14 protein-coding genes and 2 pseudogenes are annotated in these 14794 nt (G+C 43.1%); 11 read left to right on the top strand and 5 right to left on the bottom strand.

The window, feature by feature from the left end:
• Positions 1-9: 9 nt before the first annotated feature.
• Positions 10-120 (bottom strand): annotated as a pseudogene (locus tag AB6E78_RS07490) (LysR family transcriptional regulator); the annotation flags it as partial.
• 81 nt (positions 121-201) lie between these two features.
• Between AB6E78_RS07490 and AB6E78_RS07485 the strand changes: the two are divergent.
• On the top strand, positions 202-441 hold the full coding sequence (locus tag AB6E78_RS07485) for a hypothetical protein (protein ID WP_372133551.1): 240 nt from the start codon (positions 202-204) through the stop codon (positions 439-441).
• Positions 442-652: 211 nt separating this feature from the next.
• The gene (locus tag AB6E78_RS07480; RefSeq protein WP_009846539.1) at positions 653-970 is read left to right on the top strand and encodes a Dabb family protein; all 318 of its coding nucleotides are present in this window, start codon (positions 653-655) and stop codon (positions 968-970) included.
• A gap of 146 nt (positions 971-1116) precedes the next feature.
• Here the strand turns inward: AB6E78_RS07480 and AB6E78_RS07475 are convergent.
• Together AB6E78_RS07475 and AB6E78_RS07470 are read right to left on the bottom strand one after the other, a co-directional pair.
• A pseudogene (locus tag AB6E78_RS07475) lies at positions 1117-1227 on the bottom strand (DUF3103 family protein); the annotation flags it as partial.
• Between the two features lie 122 nt (positions 1228-1349).
• Entirely contained in the window at positions 1350-4367 is a 3018-nt protein-coding gene (locus tag AB6E78_RS07470) for an EAL domain-containing protein (protein WP_372133556.1), read from the bottom strand.
• Positions 4368-4851: 484 nt separating this feature from the next.
• Between AB6E78_RS07470 and AB6E78_RS07465 the strand changes: the two genes are divergently transcribed.
• The 8 genes from AB6E78_RS07465 (at position 4852) to AB6E78_RS07430 (ending at position 11169) form a co-directional block, all read left to right on the top strand.
• A complete protein-coding gene (locus tag AB6E78_RS07465) occupies positions 4852-6270 on the top strand; it encodes a DASS family sodium-coupled anion symporter (RefSeq protein WP_102332139.1) in 1419 nt (472 codons plus the stop codon).
• A gap of 6 nt (positions 6271-6276) precedes the next feature.
• On the top strand, positions 6277-7632 hold the full coding sequence (locus AB6E78_RS07460) for an ATP-binding protein (protein WP_372133553.1): 1356 nt from the start codon (positions 6277-6279) through the stop codon (positions 7630-7632).
• Positions 7619-8092 carry a response regulator gene (locus AB6E78_RS07455; protein ID WP_017070648.1) on the top strand — a complete coding sequence of 158 codons (474 nt, stop codon included), beginning with the start codon at positions 7619-7621 and terminating at the stop codon, positions 8090-8092. The genes AB6E78_RS07460 and AB6E78_RS07455 overlap by 14 nt, the downstream gene beginning before the upstream one ends.
• Positions 8093-8553: 461 nt before the next feature.
• A complete protein-coding gene (locus AB6E78_RS07450; RefSeq protein WP_372125196.1) occupies positions 8554-9054 on the top strand; it encodes an opioid growth factor receptor-related protein in 501 nt (166 codons plus the stop codon).
• 199 nt (positions 9055-9253) lie between these two features.
• Positions 9254-9694: a hypothetical protein gene (locus tag AB6E78_RS07445; RefSeq protein ID WP_017062406.1), complete on the top strand. Its 441-nt coding sequence runs from the start codon at positions 9254-9256 to the stop codon at positions 9692-9694.
• A 61-nt stretch (positions 9695-9755) separates the two neighbouring features.
• The gene (locus AB6E78_RS07440) at positions 9756-10256 is read left to right on the top strand and encodes a hypothetical protein (RefSeq protein ID WP_372125197.1); all 501 of its coding nucleotides are present in this window, start codon (positions 9756-9758) and stop codon (positions 10254-10256) included.
• Positions 10257-10325: 69 nt separating this feature from the next.
• Positions 10326-10775: a GNAT family N-acetyltransferase gene (locus AB6E78_RS07435; RefSeq protein ID WP_372125199.1), complete on the top strand. Its 450-nt coding sequence runs from the start codon at positions 10326-10328 to the stop codon at positions 10773-10775.
• Positions 10768-11169 carry a hypothetical protein gene (locus tag AB6E78_RS07430; RefSeq protein ID WP_017070653.1) on the top strand — a complete coding sequence of 134 codons (402 nt, stop codon included), beginning with the start codon at positions 10768-10770 and terminating at the stop codon, positions 11167-11169. Before AB6E78_RS07435 ends, AB6E78_RS07430 begins: the two co-directional genes overlap by 8 nt.
• Positions 11170-11380: 211 nt before the next feature.
• Here the strand turns inward: AB6E78_RS07430 and AB6E78_RS07425 are convergent, their stop codons facing one another.
• Positions 11381-12409, bottom strand: a complete 1029-nt coding sequence (locus AB6E78_RS07425) for a methionine synthase (RefSeq protein ID WP_017062410.1) — start codon at positions 12407-12409, stop codon at positions 11381-11383.
• Between the two features lie 45 nt (positions 12410-12454).
• Positions 12455-13432: a DUF1852 domain-containing protein gene (locus tag AB6E78_RS07420; protein ID WP_017064213.1), complete on the bottom strand. Its 978-nt coding sequence runs from the start codon at positions 13430-13432 to the stop codon at positions 12455-12457.
• A gap of 343 nt (positions 13433-13775) precedes the next feature.
• Between AB6E78_RS07420 and AB6E78_RS07415 the strand changes: the two genes are divergently transcribed.
• A complete protein-coding gene (locus AB6E78_RS07415) occupies positions 13776-14585 on the top strand; it encodes a sulfite exporter TauE/SafE family protein (protein ID WP_372058042.1) in 810 nt (269 codons plus the stop codon).
• Positions 14586-14794 lie beyond the last annotated feature (209 nt).

Here is a 14794-nt window from a genome sequence, read left to right as displayed (position 1 = left end):
AAAGCTGAACTACGCTTGTTTGTTTTTCAGGGTAGACTTCAACATTTGGAATAACCACTGATTCAAAGGTGCGTCTTTTTGCGAGCGGCGGCAGCTCATCACATAGCTCACATCTATGGTTCATGTTCGATTGTTAAAGTTACTCCAACAAAAACACAGATACCAAACGAACAAAGAATTAGAAATACAACGAGGTGATGTATGAACAAGTTAATCGCACTTGGATTGATGGCTTTGTCTATGAACACGGCTTTCGCGGCTGACGGTACTTATGCGAGTACTCTCGATATGATGAGAAGCGAAGGTAATCAAGTAAAGGCTGAGCGTGTTGAATCTGACTTAACACTGGAAGGAAGAAATGAAGCGTCTAACGGCGGAATAAAATTCCACAAGAGCGTCGATCAAGACCAAACGATCCAGCTTACAGGTCGTCTTGATTAACGTTAAAACGTGCTTACCATTGTCATGAGAAATGCTGCGCCCTTGGGTGCAGCATTTTTGTGTTGGGATTTGGGTTATTTTATAAAATCCAGCGTTCTAGCCTTGGCATGTTGTGTAACGTGTGGCATTTTGTTGTTCTCTAATTTAGATCGCTATTGGGTGTTGGTTAAGCATTACAAACCAGTAAGCGAACGACTCGAAAGGACAAGGAATGACTCAAAAAGAAACGGGAATGATTCGTCACATTTTACTGATTAAGTTTAAAGAAAACGCTGAGGCTTCAGAGGTTCAAAAACTAAAGATGTTGTTCGAAGCGATGCCAAACAAAGTTGAAGGGGTCACTTCAGTCGAGTGGGGGCTAAATGACAGCCCTGAAAACAAGAATCAAGGTTATACCCACTCGGTGTTAATGACGTTCGCCGATGAAGAAGGCCGTCAGAATTACCTTCCGCACCCTGAGCATGATGCGCTGAAAGATGTGTTTCGTCCGCTTTTAGAAGACATCATTGTGTTTGATTACTCCCTGTAATTAGGTTCTGAGTAGGTCTCTTGTGTTTTACTTACCTTCGATAATGAAGAGTTAGGGCCTAGCGATTAAGCCCTAACTCAATAAGAAACGACTTACTCTGTTGGCGAAATAGTGACTGGTGCAAACGATGCGACAGCATTCCCGCCTGCGCCCCAGCGGTAGCGAGGCCAGAAGATAACTGTCTGATTGGGGTAGTACGTCTGTTTGTCGTAGTCCAGATAAGGCATCTCAACGAGGTCTATCTGTGGTTCTAAACGACCTTTATGTCATCTACTGTTTACGCTCATTTTTATTCCGTTAACCTGCCAATAGGCAGTAAAGTTAACGCAAAGCGTGAATAAGAATGGCATTACTTTTAAATAATGCCGTTGTGCCACGGTTAAGCTCTAGTCAATTTGATAGCCACTTCTGATTCCAGTTCACTTAATGGTCGAGGTTTACTGAAGTAATAACCTTGCAGCAGATCTATCCCCAGTCCGTTTAGGCGTTGGTTATGATCAGCAGTTTCCACCCCTTCAGCTACAACACGATAGCCCAAGCTTTTACCCATCATGATCATAGTGTTGACGAAGTCTAAGTTGGTCTGCCCTTGAGTTATGTCAGAGATAAATGAACGGTCGATCTTTACTTCACTTAGTGGAAGTTGCTTTAGTAGAGATAGAGAAGAGAATCCCGTGCCAAAATCGTCAAGAGAGATAGAAATTCCTACATCGTGTAGTTCTTTAAGTGAGTTTATGCATAACTCGTAATCGACAATTGCTGCTGACTCGGTTATCTCAATACAGAATAACGTCAAAGGAAGCTGGTATTGGCGAATAGTTCGAATGATTTCTTGAGCGAAGTGAGGCTGTATCAGCTGTTTTGCACTGATATTAATGGAAATATGGCTCATGGTTTGTAGCCATTCAGATCCTTCAACATCCTTACAAACTCGATGAATGATACATTCACCAAGCTTGCTGATTAGGCCAGCTGATTCAGCAACCTCGATAAACTGGTCAGGAGGGACATCCCCCAATGTTGGAGATTCCCATCTTGCTAGTGCTTCAACAGCAGTAATCTTTTCATCTTGCCCACAATATTGAGGTTGGTAGTGCACCTTTATTTCTTGTTGAGCGATGGCACGACTGAGTTGGTGCTCTATTTCGATTATGTTTTCCGTCTCTTTTGCCATTGACCTTTGAAAGTTGAGATAGCTTTGTCCTCCCAGCTTTTTAGCTTGATACATGGCAATGTCGGCCTGCTTAATTAATTCTTCGGCACTTACGCCATCATAAGGATACATAGCGATGCCTAGGCTTCCTTGGCTGATAATCTCAATATCATCAACGATCAATGGGTTTTGAACGGCATTTAAAATCTGCGTGGCGAGTGCGTTGATGTCTGCTTCGGAACTGACATTACACAAAAACAAGAATTCGTCACCTCCCAAACGTGCGACAAGGTGTTCACTTGATAGCACGTTCTGAATATGTTTGGTCACGTGGCAAAGAAGTGCATCACCGACGTGATGACCAAAAGAGTCGTTGATAATCTTAAAACGGTTAAGATCCATCAACATGACCGCGCGTTTTTGGTTAGGTCGATTCACAATGTGTTGCGCGATGCTTTCCATTATTTTCCGGCGATTAGCGATGCCAGTAAGCGCATCATAATACGCCATGTGTTGAATCTTTTCCGCATCTTCTCGCTCTTGAGTTACATCCGTCATTGAGCCAATGAAGCGCACAGCCTGCCCTTCTGCATTATGAACCGCTGAGCCATTGGCATGAACCCAGATATATCCGCGATGTTGCGTCTTCATCCTGAATTCACATTTGAACGGTACTTCTTCGTTTAAGTGGTTATGAATGGCGGACTCGAGAAGTTCTAAGTCTTCTGAGTGTATATATTGGAACAGATGGTCACATCCTAACTTACGATCAGAAAAGGTATCTTGACAGCCAATCATTTTGGTTAACCGACTGTTCCAGACAAGAGTATTGGTTAGTAAGTCCCAATCCCAGATACCATCGTTTGAGCTGTTAGATACTACTTTGAGCTGTTGCAACAACTGTTGGGAGTTCTTCTGACGATTGTTACTTGTATTGATAAGCTCGTCGCGCTCGATGAACAGTGCGAGCATATCTAAATAATTGTTGAATACCGATTGTGTACCGATATCTTGGTGATCTTGCAATGAATCAACAACAGCGACGAGCTTCCATTGATCTTCTTGCCCTGAGTTGATAGGAAGAATGGAAGCAACGAAATGATCATAGCGTTCGAAAAATGGGAAATTGCGAATATCGTCTTGAATATCTGTTTGTTGCGGTAGGGTAGTTGGCTGAGTCATGCCTTTTTCTACCCATTTCCTAATAGTGTATTGCTCCGAATTACACTCAGCGAGACAGGCCCAGTCAAGATTGTTTCCGTAAAGGCTTTGAGCATCTCTAATTGAGTCAAAACCTCCTTGTGCTTGTGAATAGAAATTTTCGAATATCTCAGCGGGAGAACGCCCTTGCACATTTAAGAGGATTTGGCGAGTTGAGTTGATATCTTCTTTATGTTCGAGATCTGGGTTTGTGTTACCGCAAGACTGATGAACGATGAGCTTTTGCGGGACACTGTTATTGGCATTATTAAAAGGCTTCCCAGAAATACGTTCCAACACGCGGTGAAATACTTGCGTCGCTAGAAGCTCAAGCTGTTGGTCTACTGTTGTTAACTTGGGATTGAATTGTTGACCGACGAAAATATTATCAATGCCTACGATGGCGACATCGTCAGGTACCGAGATATTGCTGTGAGACAGTTGCTCCATCATACCTACAGCATTGTGGTCAGTTGCGCAGATAACCGCAGTGCATTTGGATTTACGCTGTATAAATTCTATTGCGGCTTCTCGTCCCCCAGATAGAGAACAATTCGACACGCGGAAGAAATGGCGTTGGTTGAATGAGCCTTTATGATCAATCACCGTGCGTTGATACGCTTTGAAGCGAGACCTGATATCATTAACAGTGAGATCGCCACAAAAGCCGATTTCTTCGTGTCCTTGACTTTGTAACCATTCATAGAGCTTAGTGACACCATCGCTTTGCACACTATAATACTGCTCAACGGGCAGCGGCGCATAGCTTGCTCCAATAGAAATGACTGGAATGTTTGCGTTTATAGCTTCTTCGATCAACTTTACTGTCGCTGCATGGAGAACGACCACAAGGGCATCGAGATGATTAAAATATATAGGAAGTTTAAAATCTCTTCGCTCACCCGAGCGGATGAAGATCAGATTGACTTTATGGTTTTTCGCAAGCCTTCTAAGGGTTGCATTTAGCTCGCCCATGTAGAAGCCACTGAGCATAGGCAGCACAATGCCAACGGTAGGACGTTTTTTAGATGTAACAATAGTCATGTTATTAGCCGGTCGAAAGTTGTGTTGTGTAGAACTGTTTTCGGGGGAGAATAGGTATCTTTTTATTATTTCTTCCATGCTCTACTAAGCGAGCTTGAAAATAAACTTACGGCAAAAGGAAATGCAAAACCACGCACAATCCGAGTAAGTCTAACTCATATATTTGAGAGGTTACTCAGAAGCGGTCCTCAATTTATGGACATGACTTAAGCGACTGATCTGTTCTGACAGTACCTAGAATAACCGGAACGGATTATGAATAGAAACGCAGAAACCACTCTCCTGAATTTAATTGCAACAATAAATGGCATACAAACGTAGAGGTAGCGCACAGAATCGAAAAAGGGGATATCGTGATCACATAATCATTGATCTAGCCGAGAGTGAGATAGTGGCGAGAGTTCGATAATTCGTTGTCGGATCTAAATTAGAACTGTAAATCTAATTTCTAAGTAGTTGTTATCTCAGGAAGAGTTTTTGTGCTATGCGCCCCTATATTAAATACATTATCCCTATTTTAATTCCTTTCATTATCCTCGTCATGCCGCTATCAGCGTTTCCATTTGAAGGCCTTACGATTATTCAACAACGCGTTATTGCGATCTTTTTGTTAGCGGCATTGTGCTGGGTGTTCGAGCCTATCCCTATTTACGCGACGTCTGTTGTTATTATCGTTCTGCAATTATTGATGTTGTCGGATAAAGGGCTGATCTTTTTAAGGTTTGAGCATGGGGAAGAACATTTTGGTGAGCTGTTAAAATACAGCGATATCATGGCGACATTCGCTAGCCCAATCATCATGCTGTTTTTGGGTGGTTTCTTCTTAGCAATGGCCGCCACTAAATATCGATTAGACGTAAACTTAGCTCGCGTGTTGTTGAAGCCATTTGGACAAGACCCAAAGTTTGTGATGCTCGGCTTAATGTTGATCACTGGTATCTTTTCGATGTTTATGTCTAACACGGCAACAACGGCAATGATGCTCTCTATTTTAACGCCGGTACTGGCTGTGTTTGGTCCGAAAGACCCCGGTCGTGTAGCGTTTGCGCTTTGTATCCCGGTTGCCGCTAACATCGGTGGCATTGGTACCCCGATCGGTACCCCTCCGAACGCTATCGCACTTAAATATTTAGTTGGCGATAACCTCATTACGTTCGGTGAATGGATGGCATTTGGTGTGCCGTTTGTTGTGATTATGATGGCGTTAGCGTGGTTTTTAATAGGCTTTATGTACAAAGCTGACCAAAAGAAAATCGAGCTAAGCATCAAAGGTAAATTCCTTAAAACGCCTAAAGCCATTGCGGTGTACGTCACTTTTGCGCTGACCATCATTCTTTGGTTAATGGGTTCAAGCCATGGCATGAACTCTTACACCGTCGCTCTGATTCCTGTCGCTGTGTTCTCACTCACAGGGATCATCAATAAAGAAGACCTGAAGAAAATTTCTTGGGACGTATTGTGGCTTGTATCAGGTGGTATTGCGCTTGGTTTAGCGCTCGATAAAACTGGCTTAGCAAAGCTCGTGGTACACAGTATTCCGTTTGATAGCTACTCACCCTATGTGGTGTTGTTCGGAGCGGCGTTCTTGTGTTTGGTAATGGCAAACTTTATGTCTCATACCGCAACGGCTAACTTGTTAATGCCAATTATGGCGGCATTAGGTTCGTCTATGGCTTCACTCACGCCACTAGGCGGTGAGCTAACGTTAATTTTGGTTGTGACTTTTGCCGCTTCATTAGGTATGTCGCTGCCAATCAGTACGCCACCGAATGCGTTGGCTCATGCCACTGGTCATGTGCAAAGTAATCAAATGGCCAGAATCGGTATTATTTTGGGTGTGGTTGGTGTGCTACTGAGTTTTGTTATGGTGTGGGTGCTACATTCAATTGGTCACATAGGATAACGATACGTGTATCAACAAAAGCTAGAAGCACTGATCGAGCGCTATTTTAACCAAACAGAACGTCGGGTGACGTGCTGTGCCGGTAACACCATTATTGAACAATCAGCGTTAAACACTCGTTTATATTATGTGTTTAGTGGAGAACTGGAAGGGTTTTATACCGATGCGAATACACCGCAAGTGCGAGTATTTAGCGCGGGTAGTGGGGCTTTTATAGGCGTTCATAGCTTCTTTTCAGGTAATTGGACAGCATCTTCAACGGTTGTTGCTAAAACCGATGTTGAGTTAGCGTGGATCGATAAAGACACGCCTGCAGAAGATGAACGTAAATTTGGTCCTCTTACCGCACAGTTCACACCTGTAATTGTCAATGAGTTGTCGCGTCGTCAACGCCGCGCAACACAAGAAGCGATAGCGAAACAAAAAGCGCTAGAGAAGTTACATACTGCTGAGCAAATGACGACCTTGGGTCAATTGGCTGCAGGGATTGCTCATGAGCTTAACAACGCTATTGGTGTCGTAAATAGTAAATCTGGTCGACTTGAAACGGTCATCATGGATCTGCTTGAAGAAGTGCATCCAGAAGCCAGTCAATTTTTCGATTTTGGGTTAATGCATGGTCAGAAAACGTCGTCGTCAGAAGCACGAACACGTGGGCGACAATTTGAAAGAAAATATGGTTTAGACAAAAACATTGCTCGCTCTCTTGCAAAGGCGATTCCAATTGATGCTTTATCTGCAACAGACGTTATTTCAAAGCATTGGCTGAAAAAACCAGAAGAAGCGATTCGTTTTTGGCAGATGGGTTGTGATTTACATGATTTGCGTTTGGCATCTAGACACACCGTCGGCATCGTAAAATCGGTTAAACAACTTGGCAGAGTTGATATTGACACCGAAGAAGCGGTTGATATTAATGACTCCATTAACCATGCCTTATCGTTGTTACAAAGTGAGTTGCGTCGAGTGTCTGTGCGATTGAGCCCTGCATATTTGCCGACTTTTAAAGGCTCGAAAACAGAGCTCGTTCAGATTTGGGTCAACATTGTAAAGAATGCTTGTGATGCAATGTCGAATTCAGACGATGCCGCAATAGAGATTCAAACCAGATTAAGTAAGAAAAGGATATTAGTTACGATCGCGAATAACGGCCCTGAGATAGACGAGGCGACTCGTAGAAAGGTATTTCAGCCCAACTTCACCACTAAAAAAGGTGGTTTATCGTTTGGATTGGGCTTGGGTTTATCAGTAGTTAAGCGGATTGTGGCAGGTTATGGCGGAAGTATTATTGTGAAAAGTGATGCTTCTAAAACGGTATTTAGAATCAAGTTACCAATAGAGGGTGAACATGGAGAAGCTTAATTTAATCTGTGTCGATGACCAGAGAGAAGTACTGAGCGCAGTGATACAAGATTTAGAGCCGCTGGCGAGTTGGCTGAATATTGAAGATTGTGAATCAGCGCAAGAAGTGCTTGATCTCATTGATGAACTTGACGCAGAAGGCGAACACATTACCGTCATCGTGTCTGATCATGTGATGCCAGGGAAAACGGGTGTGGAGTTACTCACTGAAGTGTTCCATGACAGTCGCTTTCCGAATACCAAGAAAATTCTTCTTACGGGGCAGGCCACTCATACTGATACCATCAATGCGATTAATGCAGCAGGCATCGACCGTTACTTTGAAAAGCCTTGGCAAGCAAGCACATTGGTTGAGTGCATTCGTACTCTTGTCACTGAGTACATATTTGATCAAGGGCTTGATTACACGGACTATCAGAATGAGCTCGACCAGCAGGTTGTGTTGAGACGCTTGCGTTAGCCTCTTATGTTAGCGACTTACATTATTCACTAGTGTAAGTCGCTTGAAATTCTATGCACCGAAGGACGCTTTCTGAAGGGTTTTTCTTTGAAAGATGTAATCTTTCGCTGCTTATTTTACCTACCTCTTTTAGTCGTTCAGGTTTTGGTACTCAGTTATTAACACACTGGTTGCTGGCTTTAGTCTAAAACTCATACGCTACGCCAACGCCAACGGATGCATTGTGTTTTCTTCAGGAACGATTCCCTGAACATACAGCAGAGCTAAAATGTGTCGCAGAGTTCCCGTGTCGTTTGTTAGAAAAGTAAGTCGAAATTATTCAAAAGTGATTCCTAACGCGTGGGACGTGGAGTTCTAAGCCAAATCGGTACTTACAACGTAAAGGACTAGGCTTTTGACGGCTTACTGCGTAATAATGCATTCGCCCACAAGTGGGGGTTTATAGTCAGTAGGATTTTAAAATGAGTGAGATTGCTCGCTTTATATCTGGTGAAGCGCCGGACAAATTTGGTCGAAATATAGAACAGTTATTGGCTTACAATCATTTTTGGTTGGAGCATGACCATAAGTACATTCAAGTGTTCTTCCCAATAGATGAGGGGACTAAGTTTAATCAACATGCCCCGTTGGTTACTCAAGAAGATAAGGTGCTTTTTGCTAATTCAGAAGCGCTCCGCACAGCTCATCTACAAGCGCTTGACCTGATGCTTGAGTTTTGGGGTATGCAGCGAAACGGGAGTGAAATATCTTCATCGTTACCACTTAGCCCGGCTAATCACGTATGGTTAAAGAATCATGACCATAACCAGCTAAGGTTAACGCGAGCCATTCGCAGTTTGTACTTGTTGGGTAATGAAGAGGTTGCGGCTCGGTTATGTGACTTTTTAGTATCAGCGGCGACCGAGACAGGGTTGGTGTCGGATAAAACCGTTCAGTATTGGCGCAATGCCTTGGAAGGTTAGGGGTTTTCTGTGCAGAGCTTCCGGCACTGCTCATAATTGATTCTCAATGCGCGGTATTTTGTACGATGCCGCTTTCTCTATATTCAACATTTGAATGCAATTTGTGGAATATATCAAAGTTAATTAAACTGATGGTAAGTTATTACTTTTCATTATGTTAGGGTTCTTTTCTTAAGGTCAGCGGATTAGGAAGAGGCTAATGAAAAAGGGATTTGTGATAGCGATATCAATCGGCTTTGTTGTCTTCTTCCTTGTTGGTCGTGAGCTTCAGTGGTTCGGGTCCAGTAATTCCGAGTCGTTTCCTAAACTTCCTGATAGTCCCCAATTTGTTCCTTCTATCGATTTCGACGGTGAGTGGCTAGGCCGCCGTATTAACACCACTGGCAATAATATGTGTGAACGCACAACCATCACCGGAACTATTCGTGAGGGTAAGGCTACTCTAAGGCTTACCTACAATGGAACACCGTTAGAGGGTTGGGTGACGGAAAACGGCGACTTACGTTTATATGCTAAACATCGCCAATGGGATTATCGTTTTTCCGCACGTGGCAGTGGCAGTAGATTTGACGGCCGATGGCACTTAACCAATGGGCCGTGCCAAGGAAGTTGGTTTCTAGAAAAGGTCGATGGCAAGTAGGGTTGTTACTACAAGACGCCGTTTAAAATTAACCAGCACAAGGTTCTTTTAGGAGAGATAAGTGATCAGATTAATCGCCGTGTTCATTGTGGCTTTCGGGCTAGGTGCATATGCGAGCTTACATGTTTTGACAGACTATGTTGTGAGCATTGAAGACAGTCATAAAGCTGCGGTGCGGCAAGGTTTTGAAACCTATAAATATGCAAATACAAAAGACCTTGCCCCATTAATTAAAACATCGAACTTGTTAGCTCGTTATAGTGCTTGTGAATTAGAGGGAGATGAAGGCGATGCGATTGCATTAGCCCTGTCTATTAACGCTATTTCCTTTGGGATGTTATCGAAGCAAGCGTCTGACCTCGATCAAGACACCTTTAGGACTGGTTTGATGATGTACGGAAAACTCAAAGACAACGAAAAAGCGTCTGGTCAGTTAACTGAAATGCTTACTGCGTACTGTAAAGATAGTCTTCGCTATCTATACGACTGTGAAAAACTTTCTAATTTGTTAGGCGAAGAATGGGATACACAATGGAAGGAAGTGAAACCAGTATGTACCTAAAAATGATTCAACATATACGGCATTTTGCTATGCCGTATTCAGATGTGATTTGAAAACAAAGGACACAATATGGATGTAAGGTTGGTCAAAGGTTCAGAGCCTAAGTTCGCTGAATCGATCACCAAAACGAATATGGCGAGTTACTATCAAGCTCGTGGAATCGCTTGGGGTCATAGCCAGTTTTTACGCAGCTGGGATGAGCTGGATAACTATGAAATTTATGTGGGGGATCGCCGTATTGGTGTTGTTCGCTTCAGTTACGCTAGTGGTACAACGTTTCTTAGGGACTTGCAGATATTAGCTGACTGTCAAGGTCAAGGTTTTGGCTCTAAGTGTCTCGATTTGGCTATTGAACATGCGAACAATCAAGCATCGGCTCAGTTAGTGTTGCGCGTGTTCAGTGAGAACCCCGCCATTAAGCTTTATCAATCAAAAGGTTTTACTCAGTTGTCTGAAGTGAAAGGGCTCGTTGAAATGGAGCTGCCTTTAGGGTCATCATTGAGAGAGTGTCATGGATAACCGTATCCAACTAAATTTTGTTAAATACTTATTTTCAGAGTTGCTGTTTATTGTTATTGCACTAGGTCTTGCCTATTGGATATTAGATGGTGATCGTTCATCGCTGCTAACCATAGGGCTGATAATTTGTGTTCCTCCATTAATAAAAATTCTAATGTTGTGGTGGAAGCTTCGCGATAGCTCGTTTGAAATCACGAACGGTCATGTACGTTTAAATGGCGTTGCTTGTGATGTGACTTTACAGCGTAGCTTTCTTCCGTTTGAAATTGGCTCATTCATCAAGCTTTCATACACGAAAGGTGCAATGCAGAAACACAATATTTACCTTTCTAAAGGCGCAATGAGCAAAGAAGAATGGAGCCGTATGTTAGCGTGTCGAACTAGGTCGCCATAAAGAAGCGACATCGCTGTTACTTGAGCTTTTAGTTTCCACGACGAATAGCGATGCGATTAAAGAGTACCAACGAGCGATCTCTTTATATGCTCAAGACCTAGATAAAACCTGGTAAGCAACGCGTAAAGCTCATTAACTCACATAACAAAAAGCCTAAGCATCAATATGATACTTAGGCTTAAAGGCATAGTTTTTGTTCTTTAGGAAAGCGTTACGCTGAAAGCTCTTTACGAACGATCTCTGCGCCAGCACTTAGCGCATTAAGCTTCGCTGAGGCTATCTCGCGAGGTAGGGGAGCCATGCCGCAGTTGGTGCAAGGGTAGAGCTTGTCGGCATCAACGTACTTAAGTGTTTCACGTAGAGTGCTAGCCACTTCTTCCGGTGTTTCAATCGAATCGGTTGCAACATCAATCGCACCGACCATTACTTTCTTGCCTCGTACGAGCTCAAGCAGCTCAAGAGGTACATGAGAGTTGTGACACTCTAAAGAGATAATGTCGATATTCGATTGCTGCAGCTTAGGGAAGACTTCTTCGTATTGGCGCCACTCGGTGCCTAATGTCTTTTTCCAATCCGTATTCGCTTTAATGCCGTAGCCATAACAAATATGGACTGCTGTTTCGCACTTAAGCCCTTCAATGGCTCTTTCCAAACAAGCGATGCCCCAATTGTTCACTTCATCAAAAAACACGTTAAACGCAGGTTCATCGAACTGAATAATATCCACGCCTGCCGCTTCAAGTTCTTTGGCTTCTTCGTTGAGGATCTTTGCAAATTCCCACGCCAGTTTTTCACGGCTTTGGTAATGCGCATCATAAAGTGTATCAATCATGGTCATAGGCCCCGGCAGAGCCCATTTGATCGGTTGGTCGGTTTGCTGACGTAAGAACTTCGCATCTTCAACAAACACAGATTTCTGACGAGAAACTGGGCCTACAACCGTCGGTACACTCGCATCGTAACGGTCGCGGATTTTAACGGTTTCACGCTTTTCAAAATCAACGCCATTCAGGTGTTCAATGAAGGTCGTTACAAAGTGTTGACGTGTTTGTTCGCCGTCACTCACAATATCAATGCCTGCTTGCTGTTGCTCGTGCAGAGAGACACGCAGCGCATCTTGTTTGCCGTCTGTGAGTTCATCGCCTTGAAGTTTCCATGGCGACCAAAGCGTCTCTGGTTGTGCAAGCCAAGACGGTTTCGGCAAGCTGCCCGCTGTTGAAGTCGGTAATAGTGTTTTCATAATAATATTGCCTATCCTTGGGTGGTTTGAGAGCGCAATAGACGATTAAAGTGCGTAATTTGCCGACCAGTTCTCTAGAACTGATTGGTATGGCTTAATGAACTTCTCTTCTGCGAATTTACCTTGTTCAACAGCTAGCTGGCTTCGTTCTTCACGGTCGTACACGATTTGAGTCAGCGAGTGATCCAAGTTTTTCAAGTTTGGTTGGTAACAGTTACCCGCAACCGCGTTCGCGTTGTAAATCTCAGGTCGGTAGATTTTCTGGAACGTACCCATGGTACTGATGGTGCTGATAAGCTCTAGGTTAGAGTAATCGTTCAGCAGATCACCAAAGAAATAGAAGGCCAAAGGTGCAACACTGTTAGGCGGCATGAAATAACGAACCTGTAAGCCCATCTTTTTGAAATATTGTTCAGTTAAAGAAGACTCATTCGGTTGGTATTCAAAACCTAATACTGGGTGTTGGTTTTCAGTGCGGTAATAGGTTTTATTATCTGACACGCTTAAGCAAATAACAGGTCGTTTATTAAAGTTCTTTTTGTAAGCGTCAGAGTTAACGAAATATTTAAAAAGCTTACCGTGTAAGTCACCAAAATCTTCTGGAATGCTGAATTTATCTTGGCCTTTATTATGATCCAATAGACGTACGCTAAAGTCATAATCTCGAACATAAGAAGAGAAGTTATTTCCGATAATGCCTTCAATACGCTCGTTAGTTTTACGGTCTACAATATTGGTTTTCAGCACTTCAATTGAAGGGAATGCTTCGCCGTTGCTTTCAATATCCATATCAACAGAAATGATTTCAAGCTCAACAGAGTAGCGGTCGCCCTTAGGGTTATCCCAGTGCGCTAACGCGTTGAAACTGTTATCGATCATTTGTAGTGCATTGCGTAAGTTCGCTTGACGGCTGTCACCGCGAGCCAGGTTAGCAAAGTTGGTAGTGATACGCGTGCTGTCTGCAGGCTGGTAGTTTTCGTCGAGGCTAATGCTCTTAATCGTAAAATTAAATTCTTTATTCATGCTGATTTGGTATCCCAATTTTTTTTCTGATTCTCTCGGTCTTTAGTATTAAAACGGCTTTTATTTTTTGCTTGTGACCGGATTAAGAATCGAAGGCTATGCTGTCTGAAATTAATGCTTAGTAGAATTAATGTCGTATAAAGTTAATCGCTTAAGGTTTTTATACGTTGATAGGTTGACCATTAACAATGGTATTACTTCACATTCAACATGAGGAATATTCATGATCTATTCTGTTTGAATATTTTAGTCGGTGTCAGTTATATTAATTAGCTTGATGGAAATATAACCGCATTAATAGTGTGTTATTTAAGACGATTAATTTAATTAAGAGATGGATGAAATGAGTGAATTGCTGTTGTTGATTTTCTACTGTGCGTTACTGGGCAGTGGTGTTGGGTTTCTAGCCGGTTTGTTAGGTATTGGCGGAGGGCTGATCATTGTTCCTGTGTTAAGCAGCATTTTACTGTATTTAGAAGTTCTACCATCCGACCAAGTTGTTGTCGCGGCGATTGCTACCTCGTTGGCATCGATACTGTTCACTTCAACATCTTCTGCACTCGCTCACCACAAGAATGGCAAAGTGCCTTGGGATCTGGCGCCTTGGATCATGCTCGGTGTTGCTCTGGGTGCATTGGTTAGTGGTTTTATGGCGGCGTTGTTACCGGAAAAAGTCGTTCGTATTGTGTTTGCTGTGAGTGTGGTTCTTATTGCGATCAAGATGTTCTTAAGCAGCAAAAATGATGCGCCTAAGGAACGAAAACTGCCGAACAAAGGTGTGCTCACTGTGCTGACAACCATTACGGGTGGCTTATCTGCCATGATAGGTATTGGTGGCGGAGCATTGCTGGTTCCGCTATTAACGTTCTTCTCTGTCGGTATGAAAAAGGCCATCGGTTGTGCCTCGGCTTGTGGCATTGTGATCGCGTTGTTTGGCTCGATAGGTTACATCAGTTCAGGCAGCAGCCACTTTGCTCTATCAGATGGCTTTGCTGGCTTTGTTTATCTGCCTGCGCTGTTGGGTATTGTGTGCACGTCTTGGTTTACGGCTCCGTTAGGCGCAAAAGCCACCAACCATTTACCGGTTCCAACGATTAAGAAAATCTTCTCAGTACTGCTGGTGGTTATCGCAGCAAGCATGGTTGCTCGTTAATAAAAGATCGTTCAAGTGTGAATATACAGAACAAAAACGAATAAATTGATCAACCACCAATAATTAGAAAAGGGCAGTTTCATAACTGCTCTTTTTTTGTTTATCGGTCTATGCTTATACAACTATGTACATGAGTATATTGATAAAACCGTTTGGCTCTTCTCCGCTTAGATGAGCTTGATTTCTGGGTAAATGGTAGAGTGAGTTTC

It is taken from the genome of Vibrio sp. 10N.247.310.98, assembly GCF_041467395.1.
In the GTDB taxonomy this organism is placed as follows: Bacteria; Pseudomonadota; Gammaproteobacteria; order Enterobacterales; family Vibrionaceae; genus Vibrio; species Vibrio crassostreae_C.
The sequence above is the reverse complement of the archived record's forward strand: the minus strand, read 5'-3'. Positions and strand labels throughout refer to the sequence as shown.